Origin of the sequence: Bacillus cereus group sp. N11 (genome assembly GCF_016483605.1) — a bacterium.
Taxonomy (GTDB): domain Bacteria; phylum Bacillota; class Bacilli; order Bacillales; family Bacillaceae_G; genus Bacillus_A; species Bacillus_A toyonensis.
Genome location: NZ_JAEHBN010000001.1, coordinates 718,886 through 736,211, shown reverse-complemented (window position 1 = coordinate 736,211; position 17,326 = coordinate 718,886). Strand labels below are relative to the sequence as shown.

The window sequence follows — 17,326 nt, the reverse complement described above, 5'->3', positions numbered from 1 at the left end:
CGGTAGCCATAACGACCTTCATTTTCCTCATAAATCGCTTTAATTTCAGCTTTCAAATCGGCATCTAAATCCGGACGATTCATTTTCTTTACTAAATCATAATACGTGCTTCGTGGAATGTTAGCTAGCTCTACAAGTGCTTTCACCGAATATTTATGCCTTAATTCATAGACTACTTGTGCTTTGTCCTGTTTCGTGATTTTTCCTTGTTTTGAACTAAGGCATTCAACTTTTTTAAGTACTCATTTTCCATTTCAAGCTGTTGAATACGTGCTTCAAGTGCTTCGACTGAACCTTCAACTGGTGTTTGTTTTGATTGTTTATTTGAATCTTTTTCCATGGATGGACGCCCCTTTTTCTTTGATTGAAGGGCAGCGATTCCTTGTGTTTCGAATTGTTTTTTCCAAACAATAATCGTTGAAGGGGCAGGAATATTAAAAATAGCTGCCGTTTCAAATAAGGACGTACCGTTTTCAATCATAAAATTTAGTACGTCTAGTTTAAATGGTTGCGTGTAATTTGTATACCGTTTTAGAAAAGCTTCCACACCATTTTGTTTATATTGGTTTACCCAATTCAAAATTACGGTGTCTCTTATACCAACCGCTTTACTAATTTCTCGGTAACTTTCATTTCCGTTCAAATAACGTTGAACGATGTGTATTTTTTCATCAGCTGTAAATTTAACCATAGAAAAACTGCACCTCCAATTGTTAGACGGTGTCTAACAATTGGGGTGCAGTTCAAAATCCGCTCTTTTTTATTTATCTTACTATTTTCAGGAGAATTATATGAATAATGCTTTTATTAATGAAAACTTCATGTGATTTTTTCTGGAATATATGTGAAACATTGTATAAAATAATCAAGAAAGCCAAAAATTATAGGGGGAAAGTTGTGAAGAAAAATAAGAGTTTAATAAGTTTTTTAGGAGTGTTTATTATGTTGTTTTCTTTTTGTTTTCAAGGAAACGTACAGGCAGATGTAAATACTGTTCAACCTGGAAAAATAAAATCAGGAAACGTAACGGTATGGGAAGTTGGAAATGTAGCGAAAGTGTTAGCTGATGTAGAGCGCTTAAATTTAAATACAGTAAATGTACCGATTCAAGTAGATATTCCGAATGTGACTTCTACTAACATGGTAATTAATCAGGCGCAAAAGAAACAGGCTATCATTTTAATTCAAGAATTATTAAAGCGTAATATTCAAGTTATAGTGGAACCGTTCCCGTATATTCAGCAGGGGAATGTTGGAGAAACAGAATGGAATCCAAGTAATATTAATGATTTCTTTTGGAATTGGAAAACGGTTATTCTACAAGATATTTTTAATTCTATTACAAGTAAATACAATGTGTATGGACTAAAGATTGCTTCTAATTTCGTTAATATGGAATATGCAGAAGGATATTGGAACGATACGATTAATTTTGTCCGTCAGCAGTATAAAGGAAATGTTTTGTATCAAATGAACTGGTGGTTAACAGCAAGCTGGGACCCTTCGTATGAAGCGAAGTTTAAAGAGAAAATAAATCGTCCGTATTTAAAAAAGGTGGATATTGTTAGTATCGATAGTTGGTTTGAAGTTTCAGGAAAAAGGAATCCATCATACGAAGAAGTGAAGCAAAGTTTATTCGCGACAACAGTATATAATCGTGGACAAAATGTTGTTCAACAACTGGAACAATTACATAATGCAACAGGAAAGCCAGTTTATTTTGGTGGATTTAACGTACCAGCGCGTGAACTAGGACTACAAAATCCATGGAATCCAGATGTTTCAAATGTATTTTCAAAGGATGTACAATTAAATGGCTGGCGCGCTTACCGAGATGTATTAGAACCGAAACCATATTTTAAAGGTTTTTCAATTTGGTTTATTGGCTCTAATGATAGTACACATGCGTATCAAATACATAGTAAAGAAGCAGAGGCAGTTATTAACGGATGGTATCGAAAATAAATTTTATAAAATAGGTAAGTTTTGAAGTTTCCTACATATATTTCTAGTGAAAGGCCTTTCACCATCTTATCACCTAGGGGGCAATCATAATGAAATTTTTGTCTTACCTTACAGTAATTTTGGTGATTCTTGGCGGTTTGAATTGGTTGTTTGTAGCGTTAGATTACAATGTAGTTGAGAAATGGTTTGGTTCTATGCCGGCGCTTGTGGACACTATTTATTGGCTCTTTGGTCTTTCTGCTATTTATCAAATTTTTGATCGGTTCTTTACGGACAAATAGCTATTATTCTTCTATTATTAAAGTGTTAAGTACGATTATGTACTTAACACTTTTTTATATGTTTACATATAGTATGCACGTGCAAGCGATTCCATCGCGTCTTGAGACATAATAATAGAAAAGAAATTGACCGTATATTGTATTGTGGGTTATAATTCAGAAAGTTTAAAAAATAATAAAATGAGAAATAGGGAGGTCATCCGGGTGATGGAGAGAGTGTATAATTTTTCTGCAGGACCATCAATACTCCCTTTGCCAGTTTTAGAGAAGGTGCAAAAGGAGCTTTTAAATTATAACGGGACAGGCATGTCTATTATGGAAATGAGTCATCGATCTTCTTATTTTCAAAGTATTATTGATGAAGCGAGTAGCCTGCTTCGTGAATTAATGAACATTCCTGATGGGTATGAAGTTTTATTTTTACAGGGCGGTGCATCATTACAATTTTCTATGATACCGTTAAATATAATGAATACGTACAAAAAAGCAGGTTATGTACTGACTGGCTCATGGTCTAAAAAGGCACTGCAAGAAGCAGAAAAAGTAGGGGAAGTACAAGTGATTGCTTCTTCTGAACAAGAGAAGTTTACTACGATTCCTAAATTGGATGGTTTACTCGGTAATGAAAAACTAGATTATGTACATATAACAACGAATAATACAATTGAGGGGACAAAATATGTGGATATTCCACATCTCGAAGAAGTGCCGCTAGTTGCGGATATGTCCTCAAATATTTTATCAGAACGATATGATGTTACGAAGTTTGGCCTCATATATGCGGGAGCACAAAAGAATTTAGGGCCAGCGGGCTTAACGATTGCTATTATAAAAAAAGATTTAATTGGCGGGGCAGATCGCTCTTGTCCTACAATGCTAAACTATGAAACTTATAGTAAAAATAACTCCTTATATAATACACCGCCATCCTTTAGTATTTACGTAACGAAGCTTGTACTAGAGTGGTTAAAAGAACAAGGCGGGGTATCTGCGATTGAAGAACAAAATAGAATGAAATCGTCACTTCTTTATCATTTCTTAGATGAATCTAAATTGTTTACTTCACCAGTTGATCCTACGTATCGATCACTTATGAACATTCCGTTTACAACACCGTCAGAAGAATTAAATAATCAGTTTTTACAAAAAGCGAAGGAACGCGGGTTCGTTACGTTAAAAGGACATCGTTCAGTAGGTGGCATGCGCGCTAGTATTTACAATGCGATGTCAGTGGAAGGTGTGCAGCAATTAGTAGATTATATGAAAGAATTTGAGCTTGAAAATAGATAGGGAGATGGGGATATGTTTCGTGTTCAAACGTTAAATCAAATTGCAGAAAAAGGTTTGCAAGTTCTTGGCGGAGAGCGCTATGAAGTAGGGGATAGAATGGATCATCCAGACGGCATTTTACTTCGCAGCTATTCTTTACATCAAGAAGAGTTTTCAAAAGATTTAAAGGCGATTGCAAGAGCTGGTGCGGGTGTAAATAATATTCCTGTCGATCGATGTACGGAAAAGGGAATTGTAGTATTTAACACGCCAGGGGCTAATGCGAATGCCGTAAAGGAACTTATTATCGCAAGTCTTATTATGTCTTCACGTAACATTATTAATGGAGTAAGCTGGACGAAAAATTTAGAGGGTGAAGAAATACCTCAGCTTGTTGAATCAGGGAAAAAACAATTTGTTGGATCAGAAATTGCGGGGAAACGTCTAGGGGTTATTGGTCTTGGTGCAATTGGTGCTTTAGTCGCGAATGATGCGCTAGCTTTAGGAATGGACGTTGTCGGATATGATCCTTACATTTCAGTTGAAACAGCTTGGCGCCTTTCTACACATGTGCAAAGAGCGTTTAGCCTAGATGAAATTTTTGCAACGTGTGATTATATTACACTTCATATTCCTCTTACGAATCAAACGAAGGGGATTATTGGTGAACATGCTATAGAGACGATGAAAAAAGGAATGCGTCTATTCAATTTCTCAAGAGGGGAACTTGTAGATGAAAATGTTCTTCAAAAAGCGTTAGAAGAAGATGTTATTACACATTACGTAACGGATTTCCCGAATGAAAATGTGATTAAGATGAAAAATGTAACAGCGACGCCCCATCTTGGTGCATCTACATCAGAATCGGAAGAAAATTGTGCAGTAATGGCTGCACGTCAATTACGTGAATATTTAGAGACAGGAAATATTCGTAATTCAGTCAACTATCCTAACGTAGAACTTCCGTATATCGGAAAGAAACGTATTACAATTATGCATCAAAACGTTCCGAACATGGTAGGACAAATTACAGGATGTTTAGCAGAACATCATATAAATATTGCGGATATGATTAATCGTAGTAAACATTCTTGGGCGTATACAATGATTGATATTGATAACGGAATTGATGATATAATTAAAGAGAATGTAGTGGAAAATATAAGCAAAATTTCAGGTGTTGTAGCCGTTCGAATGATTGTGTAAAGGAGAGAGGAAGTTGGCAAAAATCCGACCGTTTCGGGCCATTCGTCCAGTAGAAGAAAAAGCAGCACAAGTTGCGGCTTTACCGTATGACGTATTAAATAGTGAAGAGGCAAGAGAAGTTGTAAAAGGCAATCCGTATTCTTTCTTACACGTTGATAAAGCAGAAATCGATTTAGATCCGGCACTTTCACCGTACGATGATCGCGTATATGAAAAAGCGGGTGAAAATTTAAAGCAATTTATACGAGAAGAAGTGTTCATTCAAGATGAGGAGCCAGCATTATACATTTATGAGCTGACGATGCAAGGAAGAACGCAGTCAGGACTTGTCGTTTGTACATCTATTGATGAGTATGATGATGATACAATTAAAAAACACGAAAGAACGCGTCATGAAAAAGAATTAGATCGCATCCGTCACGTTGATGTGTGTGATGCAAATACGGGCCCTATCTTTTTAACGTACCGTACAAAAGATGAAGTGAAACGTTTCATTAGCAGCTGGAAAGAAGAACATGCGCCAATTTATACATTTACAGCAGAAGATGGCGTTGAGCATGTTGCTTGGAAGGTTGCAGATGAAGGTGTAATTGCCACTTTAGTAAACGCATTTGAAGATATTCCGAACTTGTACATTGCAGATGGACATCATCGCTCTGCATCAGCAGCAAAAGTAGGACTTATGCGAAGAGAACAAAATCCGAATTATACAGGAGAAGAGGAATTTAATTTCTTCTTATCCGTTCTATTCCCTCACGATGAATTATCAATTTGGGACTATAACCGAGTTGTGAAAGATTTAAACGGCTTATCAGAGGAACAGTTTTTAAAGCAAATTACGCAGTATTTTTATGTAGAAGAAGCAAATGTTTCTCCGTATAAACCGAATGAGCCGAAAACATTTGGTATGTATATAAACGAGAAGTGGTATAAGCTCACTGTGAAAGAGGAAACGTTTGATGCGAACGATCTTGTGAAAGGTTTAGATGTGTCTATTCTGCAAGACCATCTATTAAGCCAAGTGCTTGAAATACATGATCCGCGATCTGATTCACGCGTCGATTTTGTAGGCGGAATACGTGGGTTAGAAGAACTAGAGCGCCTTGTGAACAGCGGTGCATATAAAGCAGCGTTCTCATTATATCCAACGTCAATGGAAGATTTATTAGCAATCGCAGACGCTGGGGAAGTCATGCCGCCAAAATCAACGTGGTTTGAACCGAAACTGCGCAGTGGGTTGTTTGTACATTCTTTAAAGTAAATATAGACTTCTTTAGATTGAAAAACCGAAATGATTTTTAGTTTCGGTTTTTCTTATTTTAAAAGTGTTTTCGAGGAGGGGTATCAATGAAATTGCAAGTAGGCGAAAAAATCACCTTTGAGCGAACTTTTACAAGAGAAGATGTTGTTTTATTTACAGAGGTATCTAAGGATGAGGGAGTTCATCATGTTACACCTGATGAACAAGGGCGATTTGTTGTACAAGGACTTTTAACATCAACACTGCCTACGAAAGTTGGCGGTGATTATAACGTATTAGCTCGCAAGATGGATTTTGAATTTTTACGTCCCGTTTTTAGTGGGGATACGATTCGATGTGACGTAACAATTGAAAAATTTGAACCCGATGAAAAAAATCGTACGAAGATTATTGCGATGTTTACATGTATGAATCAACTTGAAAAAGAAGTATTGAAGGGGAGTTTTTCAGGGATTATTCTTTAATTGGTAGGAGAAGTAATGAATAAGTGGGGGCCCATGCCTCTCAGGCTTAGAGTTTTAATTCCCACCCATAACGAAAATTTTATGTATTATACTCTGTTCTTTTCTTAACGATTAGAAAATAGTTGAATAAGCTCGTCAATAAAAAGGACATTCTTAGTATTACAAGAAATGTCCTTTCCACTAAATTATAGGGTATTTTGCTAAATTTCAAATTCTAAAATTAGTTTACTAGTTTGACCTGTAAACTGATAGTTATAGGACCCTCTCAGACTTTCTAAGTTACCGGTAGCTTTAATAATTGTTCCTGGGGAATCTAAATTTCCTTTATCAAATATTCCTTGCTCTATAGCTGTAAATGTTCCTTGTTGCCCCTTATAAATTCCTTCAAAGTGTAAAAATCCAGAAATTTTAGCGGTAGCCAAGTGACCATCATTTATATTTGAGTCTAAATAATATAATAAGTATTCAACAAAAGCTTTTCCTTTTAATTCCCCATCAATATCATATTCAACATGGGCAATATTAATAGGGAAATCTTTTCTAGTATCATCAATTGGTTTTTCATCCCATTTCCTTACTGTAAATGTTACTTCCATACACGTAAATCCCCCTTTATCATTAGATAAGTAATCTCCATATCATTTAAAAAGTAACAATTCCCAGTCATATCTCATAGGAGTGTTTTTATTGATTTGAGTCCTGCCATATCACTATCAAGCTAATAAAATAAAAATACGCTAGGATCAGGAAAACATAATTATAAAACTTATGGCTTTACTTATTGAAAGTTTCACTCCACTCCACTTTCCAAAATAGAGAAAGATTCATTTTCACAATCAATTTCTGCCATCGCACCGTAAGGTAAAATAAACTTCGGTTCAGTATGGCCAAAATTTAAATTATAAAGAATCGGCAAATCTTCTAAATTATTTTCCTTCATAATCTTAAGTATTACCTGTTTATATTCTTCATAATATGTTTCGTCTTTCGGTTTACCGAAGATGATTCCCTTTGCTTTTTGCAGAATGCCTTGCGCTGCATAATTTCGCAACCAATACTTTATATAATTTGGTTCTGGATGTTCTTCAGATGTTTCAAAGAATAGAATACTATTCTCCCAATGCTTTTTCTCAGGCCAAAGTTCCGTTCCTTTTACGAATTCCAATACTTCAATACAACCACCAATTAAACGCCCTCGTACAGTCCTAGATCCTTGAAGGACCTCATATCCGTTGTTTTGCTGCATCGTACGTCTTGTATCCTTATTTATTTCTATCCATTCTAAACGCTCACTCGTCCATTCGTTAGCTGGTTGAATTTCACCAATAATCTCATTTGAAAAGAGAGTTCGATTCACTGTTTCAATCGTATATGAATCCATCTCTATATTTTCAGCAAAATCGGTTAAGATTGCTGGACCGTAAAAAGAGGAAATTCCTGCTTTATGACAAAATAAGTGTGACACGGTATCGTCAGAGTACCCCATAAAGATTTTCGGATTTTCACGTATCACATTAAAATCAATATAAGGTAGTAAACGGATACTATCTTCGCCACCAATATTCGTAATAATTGCTTTAACACGCGTATCTTTAAATGCTGTCATTAAATCTTCCGCACGAGCCCCTGGATTGTTATAAAGGTATTCGCTACCTTTTAAACTATTTGGCATTGGGATAACTGTAAGCCCGAATACTTCTTCTAATCTCTTTACTCCTTGCTCATAACGCCATCTTAGCTTAGAATCACCCGCTCCTCCCCATGAAGCACTTACTGTTGCTACGATATCTCCTGGCTGTAATCTCTTTGGTTTTATTAACATATGAATTCCGCCCCTACATAATGTAATGAACTACGATTATACAAACCGTAGCATTGAAAAATATGATGCATGACAGTAGTTTCTTCATCATCAATCCGTTTACCTGCTGATATTCAAGAATTTAGCAGTAGTGTTGAATATAGGAATAGTCGATTAATATTTAAAAATTACAGTATGCAACATTGCATGAGAAAAGTGGTTGTTATTTTTATAACATGTAACTATAATGGTTACAGGTTGGTCGTAGCCAATCAAAAAATAAAATCATCATGAATGGAGAGGTTACATATGGGTATGAAAAAATTAATTTTAGCAGGTGCTTTAGGTATCGCAGCATTATCAGGAACGAATGTACCAGGATTAGAAGTAACGAAAGCGAGTGCGGCTTCTATTGAATCGAATTTCTCGACGTTAGAAGGGCGAGTAGTAGAAGTAGATAACGGTGTAATTGTTGTGAAATCTAAGCAATATGAGGAGCCTGTTAGTGTGTATATGGATTCACTTTCAAATGTGAAAGTAGGAGACGAAGTAAAAGCGACTGGATCTATGATGCGTAATTTTACAGAATATATGGTTGCAACTGCAGTTGAAAATACAACAAACAAGTTAGGTATGCACATGAAAGAAGATGGCTCACCTGATTATGTAATTGGCGAAGTATCAAAAATAGGAACGATGGAAGATGAGGGAGACGGTTCTACTAAGTATGTCGTAGTTGAGTATCCATCACTAAATGGGAAGAAAGATAGTATTGACGTTTTCTTAACAAAGGGACAAGTATTTCATGCTGGTGAGAAAGTAAAAATTGATATGAAGTTTGTAGGATGGGGCGGAAGTTCTATTAACTGGAACACAGTTGATCATATCGAAAAAGTTCATGAAGCAAAGAACAATACGCAAAATAATGATGATGTATGGATCTGGTCTTAATAAGGCGAGTATAAGTCGTTATTTGCAATTTTCTCTAAACAACAAATGTATAAACCGAATATATATGTAGAGTAAGAACAAAATAAAAAGTACCCATCTAATTATCATGTGTATAACAATTAGATGGGTATTTTTTATTTACACTACCATTAGGATAAAAGGAAATAAATCATATATATGTATGATACATTTCACGAAGAAAGTTTACATGTGGACAAAGAATAAAGGCTGTTTATTATCTTATATTAAAATAAAGAAAGACCACTGTTCGATTTGAATATTCCACGATATAATGGTGAGAGTTTATATCTGAAGAAATATTTACATAAGAAGTGAGGTACTGTATGAAAAAAAGAACGACAGACATTATTTTTATTATTATTGGTGCATTTCTATTTGCGTTAGGTGTCAATTTGTTTGTTATCCCGAATGAGTTCGGTGAAGGCGGGGTAACAGGTATCACGATTATTACGTACTATTTATTTGAGTGGTCACCAGGTTTAGTCAACTTAATATTAAATGCGATTTTGTTAATAGCTGGTTATAAATTTTTAAACAAGATCACAACAATTTATACGATTATCGCTGTAGTTACGAACTCGCTATTTCTTCATTTGACAGAAGGTTGGACGATTACTTCTGATGAAATGCTCGTAAATGCTATTTTCGGTGGAATATTTATTGGGTGCGGGATTGGTCTTATTATTCGCGTTGGCGGAACAACAGCAGGTACTACCATCTTAGCAAGGATGACGCATAAATATTTAGGATGGAGCATTAGCTATGGTTTACTGTTCTTCGATTTAATTGTTGCGTTTTCATCTTATTTCATCATTGGTGCAGAAAAACTGATGATAACAATTATTATGCTATATGTAGCAACGAAAGTGATGGAGTTTGTAATTGAAGGTTTAAATCCGAAGAAAGCCATTACGATTATTTCTGATAACCCGAATGAAATTGCCGGGAAGGTAACTACCTTAATGGGCAGAGGGGTTACTGTGTACTCAGGTCATGGCTATTACACGAAAACTCCGAAGGAAATTCTTTATGTTGTTATTAATAAGCAAGAAGTAGTGAAGCTAAAACGGATTGTTCAAACTACAGATCCGGCTGCGTTCATCGCTATCCACGATGTTCGTGACGTATTTGGAGAAGGATTCGTTGATATTTCTAAAGCATAGAAATTACTTTTCATTAAAATAATCTTAATACTAAAACGTAAGAATTTATTTTGAATAATCTTTTTTCAAAATAGATTCTTTTTTATTTATCTTAAAATGTTGGTTTGTTTTTCTTTTTCTTGCAAAAAAACCAATTGTTTCTTAATGTAAGAAATGTAGAAGGATGAACAAGAGAGGGTTTAATGAAGATGATACATATTTTATTAGCTGATGATGATAAGCATATTAGAGAGTTATTACATTACCATTTACAAAAAGAGGGGTTTAAAGTTTTTGAAGCGGAAGATGGAAAGGTAGCGCAAGACGTTTTAGAGAAGGAAAATATTCATCTTGCGATAGTGGACATTATGATGCCGTTTGTTGATGGCTATACGTTATGTGAAGAAATCCGGAAGTATCATGATATACCGGTTATTTTATTAACTGCGAAAGATCAGTTAGTTGATAAAGAAAAAGGATTCATTTCTGGTACGGACGATTATATTGTAAAACCGTTTGAGCCAGCTGAAGTCATTTTTCGTATGAAAGCTTTGTTGCGCCGTTATCAAATGCTGAGCGCTGACATTATTACACTTCATGGAACGACAATTGATCGTAAAGGTGTTGAAGTAAAATGTAACGGGCAAACGATTTTGCTTCCTTTAAAGGAATTTGAGCTATTATCACAACTTGCTAGTTATCCTGGCAGAACATTTTCAAGAGAAGAATTAATTGAGTTAGTGTGGGGAATGGATTTTGAAGGGGACGAACGAACAGTTGATGTTCATGTAAAACGTCTTAGAGATCGTTTTTCAAAACGAACAGATGATTTTCAAATTACGACAGTGCGCGGACTCGGCTATAAGTTGGAGTTGAAATAAAATGAAATCACTATATTCTAGATTCGTTTTTATGACAGTCGGTATTATGCTTCTTAGTAGTATTATCGGTTTTTTATTAACGAACGTATATTATCAAGTGAAGTTAAAACCGTATAATAGTGAAAAGATTTTAACGTATGCAAAAGAAGTTAAGTCATTATATGAAAAGCAAAGTGAAGGAAATCAAGAGGCGTACTTGCATTCTATTGCGAAATTAGGATATGAAATTTATATTGTAGACGACCAAATGAATGGAAAGCGTATCGGCAACGCGTTTCGTAAAATAACGATAAGTGATGATACGGTTCGTAAAGTATTGCAGGGGGAAACGTTTAATGGTGTTTCCACATATCCAACGAGGCTCTTTATTACAGGATTCTTCGATAATGAATTAATTAATAGTGTCGGTGTACCGTTAAAACACGGTGATAAACAGTACGCTTTATTTATTCGTCCTGACATTCAGCAACAATTTGGTGAAATGAGAATTTTCTTAGCGGTTTTACTTGGTTTTATCGTGTTATTAAGTATTATTTTTATTGCGATTGCAGCAGGATATATCGTTCGCCCAATTCGTAAATTTACGAAGGCTACGCAAAAAATTGCGAGTGGTGAATATGAAATCGAATTAGACGTAAAACGAAAAGATGAAATAGGAACGTTGTCTACAAGCTTTCAAAAGATGACGAAAAGTATTAAAGAATTAGATGAGATGAGACAAGAATTTGTTTCTAACGTTTCGCATGAATTTCAATCGCCGCTTTCTTCCATACAAGGATTTTCGAAAACATTGCAAACAGAAAAGATGAGTGAAGAAGAAAGAAACCATTACTTACAAATTATCGAGGGCGAAAGTAAGCGAATGTCTAGTTTATGTAAACAGTTACTTACGCTAGCTTCTTTAGATAAAGAAGAAAAAGTATTACAAATAAAAGAATTCAATCTACAAAAGCAAATTAAAGACGTCATTTTTATGCTCGAATGGAAATGGCGTGAGAAAGATATCGCTGTTGAATTTGATGTGCCGGACATTACAATACAAGGTGATGAAAACTTACTACATCAAGTGTGGAGTAACATTTTTACGAATAGCATTAAGTTTTCAAATGATGGTGGGACGATTGAGTTTTTTGTCGAAGAGTTAGAATCTAGTGTCATTATCTCTATATCCGATAACGGGATCGGTATGGAAAAAGAAGAAATGGAACGTATTTTTGATCGTTTTTATAAAGTAGATACGGCAAGGGCAAGAAATGTAGAAGGTAGTGGCTTAGGATTATCAATCGTGCAGAAAATTGTTGAACTGCATAAAGGGGCAGTTTCGGTGTATAGTACGAAAGGGGAAGGGACGACTGTTCGGGTTGAACTTCCGAAATAGATGGAAGAGGCTGTTTGCGAACGCCTCTTCTTTTTTTGTCCGTTATTCTACATGTAAAGTGAAAAAATACGAGTAATCCTATTCTATAATTGGACTTGTTTGTGGAATAAGATTAGGAGGAAGTTTATTTGAAAATGTAGAATCTCTACATAGTTATAAGGATTTTATTGAAACTTTAACTATTTAGGGAGGAAATTACTTTGAAACGAGTTGACGTGTTATTAAACGTACTAGATTCAACATTCGATAAAGAGAGTTGGTATGCACCGTTTAAACATGCTATAGAAGGACTTACAGCCGAACAGGCTATGTGGAAACCATCTGGTGAGGCAACGAATACCATTTGGGAGAACGTTAATCATCTCATTTATTACAAAGAGAGGCTTGCTGCAAAATTGGAAGGCCATGAATGGACACATAATCTTGACGGTGATGACACCTTTTATCTTACTAAGCAATCTAATGATGACACAGAATGGAAGGAAGTCGTTGAACGTTCTGAAAATGCTCAGCGTAATTTAAGGCAGGTATTAAGTGCAATTTCCGAAAAAGAGCTGGAACAAAATTCATTAGAGGGGAAATTACTAGACATCATGCTTCACGATGCTTATCATACTGGCCAAATTATTCAATTAAGGAAAATGCAGGGGGCATGGCCATCAAATCGTTAACTGAACGTATTAGTTATTCCATTAAAGGGCGCTATTGTTGAATGGAATTTAGATTTTTTAAATGAATTTATTGTTATATATTTATTTTAGTATCTTACATCCAAAAGTAAACAAGCATAACCCCGTCCTAAATTTAGGACGGGGTTATGCTTGTTTGAGCTTTATAGCAAAAAGAAAATATTTTCTTTATTTGCTATAAGGCAGTACCTTTCACCTGTTCTTCCTTAAACCGAAGCTCAAAAGTATCCTCTGTAATCTTCTGTTCATATTCCGTTCATATTTCTTTTTTATGATAAGTGCATAGAAAGAAAGAGGAAGGAGCGAGCGAGATGTTTTTAGCTCTGCGTGAATTGAAACAATCAAAATTAAGATACGGATTAATCGGACTGATTATGGTGTTATTATCATTTTTAGTCCTTGTTATTTCAGGATTAGCAAATGGATTATCATATGATAATGCGTCATCGATTCAAAATATGGAGGCAAATAAGTTCGTTTTAGCAGATGATGCGGAAAATAAATTACTTCGTTCACAAATTAAGAAAGATGATGTAGATAACGTAGTAAATCAAGTAGGCGAGAAAGAGGCAGTTCCGTTTCGTGTGAAAGTTTCAACGTATGAAAAGAAAGATAGTTCGAAAAAGGTTGATGTCGCTATTTTTTCAAGTGAACGTGATACATTTTTAGAACCGAACATTGTAAAAGGTGAGAAATTAGGTACAGCGAATAATGAAATGGTTGCTGACGAATCCATTAAAGAAAAAGGGATCGATATTGGGGATACAATTATCGATCCTGTTTCAAAGAAAGAATTTACAATCGTTGGATTTACGAAAGACCAAATGTTTAGCCATACACCAGTTGTATATGTAAACGAAGATGTATGGGGCGCTATTTCACAACCAAATCAAAAAGATTATAGTGCAATTGCACTTAATACAGATAAAGAGATTAAAAATGCCCATGTTATTGATAAGAAAGAAGTACTGCAAAGTATTCCAGGATTTAAAGAAGAGCAAGGAACATTAACGATGATCATTGCATTCTTACTTGTTATCGCTGCGTTATTAATCGGTGTATTCTTCTACGTCATTACGTTGCAAAAAACACAGCAATTAGGCGTATTAAAAGCAATTGGTACTAAGAACTCGTATTTAGCAAATAGCTTAGTCGTGCAGGCGTTATTCTTATCAGTCGTTGCGATGGTAATCAGTATTGTTCTTGTACAAGGATTAGAACAAATTTTACCAGCAGGTATGCCGTTCTTATTAACAACACCGATGATTGCACAATATGCAACAATCTTTATCGTCATTAGTATTTTAGGAACACTTATTTCGTTATATCAAGTATTAAAAGTTGATGCATTAGAAGCGATTGGAGGCGGGATGTAATGACTTCATTATTAAAATTAGACAAAGTAAGTAAAGTGTACGGAGAAGGGAATACAGAAGTAACAGCCCTTCATCCGATATCGCTTGATGTGAAAGCTGGAGAATTTATCGGAATCGTCGGTCCTTCTGGATCAGGGAAAAGTACGTTATTATCAATCGCGGGTGCTTTATTATCGCCGTCAAAAGGGGATATATACATTCGTGAACAAAATATTACGCAGTTATCCGAAAAGGAAATGACAGATATACGTTTGAAAAAGATCGGTTTCATTTTCCAGTTCGCAAACCTTGTTCCGTATTTAAATGTGAAAGAACAGTTACTCTATATTGCAAAGCTGAAAAAAGACAATAAACAAGAGTCTGAAAAGCGTGCGGATCACCTATTAGCGGCATTTGGATTAGGAGAAAGAAAAAATCATTATCCAAATCAACTATCTGGTGGAGAAAAACAAAGGGTGGCAATCGCTCGTGCGTTCATGAACAACCCAGATTTAATACTAGCAGATGAACCAACGGCAAGCTTAGATTCAAAACGTGCGCGTGAAGTCGTTGAAATGATGAAACGCGAAGTGAAAGAAAGTCAAAAAGCAGCCATTATGATTACGCATGATGAAAGAATGCTTGATGTATGTGATCGTATATTGACGCTTAGAGATGGACAGTTAATATAAAGAAAAAGGCCAACCGCACATGCGGTTGGCCTTTGTATAATTGTTTTTAATAAGTATAATGGCTTTATTTTGAGAATAACGTTTTAATTTTATTTCGTGTTACTAATAAAACGCCGCCTAATACAGATAACATACCTAAAGCCATATTATTTGATTGCTCACTACCAGCGTTAGGAAGTTCTCTAGCGTTATTGTTTTTAGTGCTATTATCTGCTTGCGTTTGTTTCGATTGTGATATTTCATTAATTTTGTTATCAACATTTTGCTTCGTTGTATGTAACTCAGCTAATTTGTCGTCTATTTTTTTCTCAGTATGTTTAAAGTCGTTGATTTTAATATCTAAGTCTTGTTTTTTCTTTGTTAAATCGTCTGAAACAGTTTGTTTCGCTTGTTTAATTTCGTTAATTTTATTTAGTAAGTCTTGTCTAGCCTTTTGTAATTCAGCTAGCTTATTTTTCACATCTTGTTTAGCTAGTTCTAAGTTAGCAGAAAGACTATCTAAGTTTCCTTTAATTTTCTTAAGTTCTTCTAACGTGTTACCAGTATTCCGCTTATTTTCTTTTAGCTCAGCAAGTTTATCCTCAGCAGTTTGTTTCGCTTTCTTTAACTCAGCTAATTTTTCATCTACTTGTTTTTTAACTTCCTTAAGTTCATTAACCTTCTGATCGATGTTTTCTTTATGTTGCTTAATTTCATTTACTGTTTCATCGACAGTTTGTTTATGTTCTTTAATCTCATTAACCTTTGTATCAATATTTTCCTTATGTTCTTTTATTTCAGCAACTTTGTCATCTACTTGTTTTTTATGCTCTTTAATTTCAGCGATTTTATCCTCGGCGATTTGTTTGTCTTGCTGAAGTTTTGCATCTAACTCTTGTTTACGTTGTTTCATTTCGTTAATTTTTTCATCAGCAACTTGTTTACGCTCATGTAGTTCATTCACCTTCGTATCAACATTTTCCTTAACTTGGTTAAGTTCATTCAATGTTTGATCAACGTTTTCTTTGTGTTGCTGCAATTTCGCATCTAATTCTTGTCTATGTTGCTTAATTTCAGCTAATCGATCTCCCGTACTTTGCTGAGGAGTAGCATCAGTTACTTCCGCATGAGCTGAGTTTGCGCCAGCAATCATTGCTAAAGCTAGTGTAGACGCAGCAATTGTTTGTTTTGTTTTCATATTTTTGTACCTCTTTTCTTTCATATGCATGAGCAATTTTGTGTAAAATTGAGCATATAGAAGTAGATTATTTTATTATTATATACCATGTTAGGCGCTTAGAGGAAGGATTTGCATAATAATCTCTTATTTTGGGATAGGGGACAAATCTTTAGCTAGATGAACAATTTCTACTATAGTAGTGTTCATATCTTTACTATCGTGAATAACAAACAAATAATCAGCCTTATTTTCTATAGGATCCACCACATCTTCATGTAGTGATTCAACCTGTTATCGATCGAGTACTTCTTTGAAATTAGAATAACCACCTCTAAAAATATTGGTACTTCGCGTGCTTCGAGCTACTCTTTCATAAAGCACATCATCTGGAATGTCAAAGTGAACGAGTATGCATACATATTCATTTTGTGGAATAATTCGTTTAATAAATAGAACCTTCCGTTTTTACTGCGATTAGAGTTACAAATAATAAGGTGTAAACTTGTATGTTCTCTCGCATAATCAACAATGAATTTCGAAAGACCGTGCTTAAATGTATTGGGGCCTTCAGTTGGTTGTAATTTCTCATAATGTGTGTTAATAAATTCTGCTTGGTTATCTTGGTCCATAACGAAAGAATGGGGTAACTCTTTTTCTAATACTTTTGCAAATGTAGTTTTTCCGCTGTGGGTTTTTCCTACTGTAATGATAACTAATCTTTTCATGACAGCCTCCGTTGGTGTTGTTATAAACTGGAATATTCTATGCAAGAAGGAGTATTCCTGCTTGAAAATACACATATTGCTAGAGT

Annotated in this window: 16 protein-coding genes and 2 pseudogenes; 13 read left to right on the top strand and 5 right to left on the bottom strand. The window is 35.0% G+C overall.

Features of this window, described 5'->3' with window-relative positions; all coding sequences use genetic code 11:
* Positions 1–691, bottom strand: a pseudogene (locus JDS98_RS03775) (transposase); the annotation flags it as partial.
* A 206-nt stretch (positions 692–897) separates the two neighbouring features.
* Between JDS98_RS03775 and JDS98_RS03770 the strand changes: the two are divergent.
* The 6 genes from JDS98_RS03770 to JDS98_RS03745 all read left to right on the top strand — a co-directional run bounded on the left by JDS98_RS03770 (position 898) and on the right by JDS98_RS03745 (position 6,446).
* Positions 898–1,965: a glycoside hydrolase family 113 gene (locus tag JDS98_RS03770; protein ID WP_000739752.1), complete on the top strand. Its 1,068-nt coding sequence runs from the start codon at positions 898–900 to the stop codon at positions 1,963–1,965.
* 89 nt (positions 1,966–2,054) lie between these two features.
* Positions 2,055–2,246, top strand: a complete 192-nt coding sequence (locus JDS98_RS03765; protein WP_199633570.1) for a DUF378 domain-containing protein — start codon at positions 2,055–2,057, stop codon at positions 2,244–2,246.
* A 207-nt stretch (positions 2,247–2,453) separates the two neighbouring features.
* Positions 2,454–3,536: a 3-phosphoserine/phosphohydroxythreonine transaminase gene (serC, locus tag JDS98_RS03760; protein WP_097959498.1), complete on the top strand. Its 1,083-nt coding sequence runs from the start codon at positions 2,454–2,456 to the stop codon at positions 3,534–3,536.
* Between the two features lie 12 nt (positions 3,537–3,548).
* Positions 3,549–4,721, top strand: coding sequence for a 3-phosphoglycerate dehydrogenase family protein (locus JDS98_RS03755; RefSeq protein WP_199633569.1), 1,173 nt, complete (start codon positions 3,549–3,551; stop codon positions 4,719–4,721).
* A gap of 13 nt (positions 4,722–4,734) precedes the next feature.
* The gene (locus tag JDS98_RS03750; protein WP_001063058.1) at positions 4,735–5,982 is read left to right on the top strand and encodes a DUF1015 domain-containing protein; all 1,248 of its coding nucleotides are present in this window, start codon (positions 4,735–4,737) and stop codon (positions 5,980–5,982) included.
* 86 nt (positions 5,983–6,068) lie between these two features.
* Entirely contained in the window at positions 6,069–6,446 is a 378-nt protein-coding gene (locus JDS98_RS03745) for a hotdog family protein (RefSeq protein WP_000776365.1), read from the top strand.
* Between the two features lie 200 nt (positions 6,447–6,646).
* On the opposite strand, the gene JDS98_RS03740 is transcribed toward JDS98_RS03745, so the two are convergent.
* Positions 6,647–7,042: a DUF3224 domain-containing protein gene (locus JDS98_RS03740; protein ID WP_000454076.1), complete on the bottom strand. Its 396-nt coding sequence runs from the start codon at positions 7,040–7,042 to the stop codon at positions 6,647–6,649.
* Between the two features lie 194 nt (positions 7,043–7,236).
* Complete coding sequence (locus tag JDS98_RS03735) at positions 7,237–8,268, bottom strand: S66 family peptidase (RefSeq protein WP_097959500.1); 1,032 nt, start codon at positions 8,266–8,268, stop codon at positions 7,237–7,239.
* Positions 8,269–8,556: 288 nt separating this feature from the next.
* On the opposite strand from JDS98_RS03735, the gene JDS98_RS03730 reads away from it, so the two are divergent.
* From JDS98_RS03730 to JDS98_RS03700, 7 genes are all read left to right on the top strand, one after another.
* Entirely contained in the window at positions 8,557–9,198 is a 642-nt protein-coding gene (locus tag JDS98_RS03730) for a hypothetical protein (protein ID WP_199633568.1), read from the top strand.
* A 344-nt stretch (positions 9,199–9,542) separates the two neighbouring features.
* A complete protein-coding gene (locus JDS98_RS03725) occupies positions 9,543–10,382 on the top strand; it encodes a YitT family protein (protein WP_000747489.1) in 840 nt (279 codons plus the stop codon).
* A 182-nt stretch (positions 10,383–10,564) separates the two neighbouring features.
* Positions 10,565–11,242: a response regulator transcription factor gene (locus JDS98_RS03720; protein ID WP_000781961.1), complete on the top strand. Its 678-nt coding sequence runs from the start codon at positions 10,565–10,567 to the stop codon at positions 11,240–11,242.
* Position 11,243: 1 nt separating this feature from the next.
* Positions 11,244–12,620 carry a sensor histidine kinase gene (locus JDS98_RS03715; RefSeq protein WP_199633567.1) on the top strand — a complete coding sequence of 459 codons (1,377 nt, stop codon included), beginning with the start codon at positions 11,244–11,246 and terminating at the stop codon, positions 12,618–12,620.
* Positions 12,621–12,820: 200 nt separating this feature from the next.
* Positions 12,821–13,291, top strand: coding sequence for a DinB family protein (locus JDS98_RS03710; protein ID WP_199633566.1), 471 nt, complete (start codon positions 12,821–12,823; stop codon positions 13,289–13,291).
* Between the two features lie 329 nt (positions 13,292–13,620).
* Positions 13,621–14,685, top strand: a complete 1,065-nt coding sequence (locus JDS98_RS03705; protein ID WP_199633565.1) for an ABC transporter permease — start codon at positions 13,621–13,623, stop codon at positions 14,683–14,685.
* Complete coding sequence (locus JDS98_RS03700; RefSeq protein ID WP_000202590.1) at positions 14,685–15,356, top strand: ABC transporter ATP-binding protein; 672 nt, start codon at positions 14,685–14,687, stop codon at positions 15,354–15,356. The genes JDS98_RS03705 and JDS98_RS03700 overlap by 1 nt, the downstream gene beginning before the upstream one ends.
* A gap of 64 nt (positions 15,357–15,420) precedes the next feature.
* Here JDS98_RS03700 and JDS98_RS03695 read toward each other — a convergent pair whose 3' ends face one another.
* Positions 15,421–16,533 carry an LPXTG cell wall anchor domain-containing protein gene (locus tag JDS98_RS03695; protein WP_199633564.1) on the bottom strand — a complete coding sequence of 371 codons (1,113 nt, stop codon included), beginning with the start codon at positions 16,531–16,533 and terminating at the stop codon, positions 15,421–15,423.
* Between the two features lie 126 nt (positions 16,534–16,659).
* Positions 16,660–17,240, bottom strand: a pseudogene (locus JDS98_RS30000) (AAA family ATPase).
* Between the last annotated feature and the right edge of the window lie 86 nt (positions 17,241–17,326).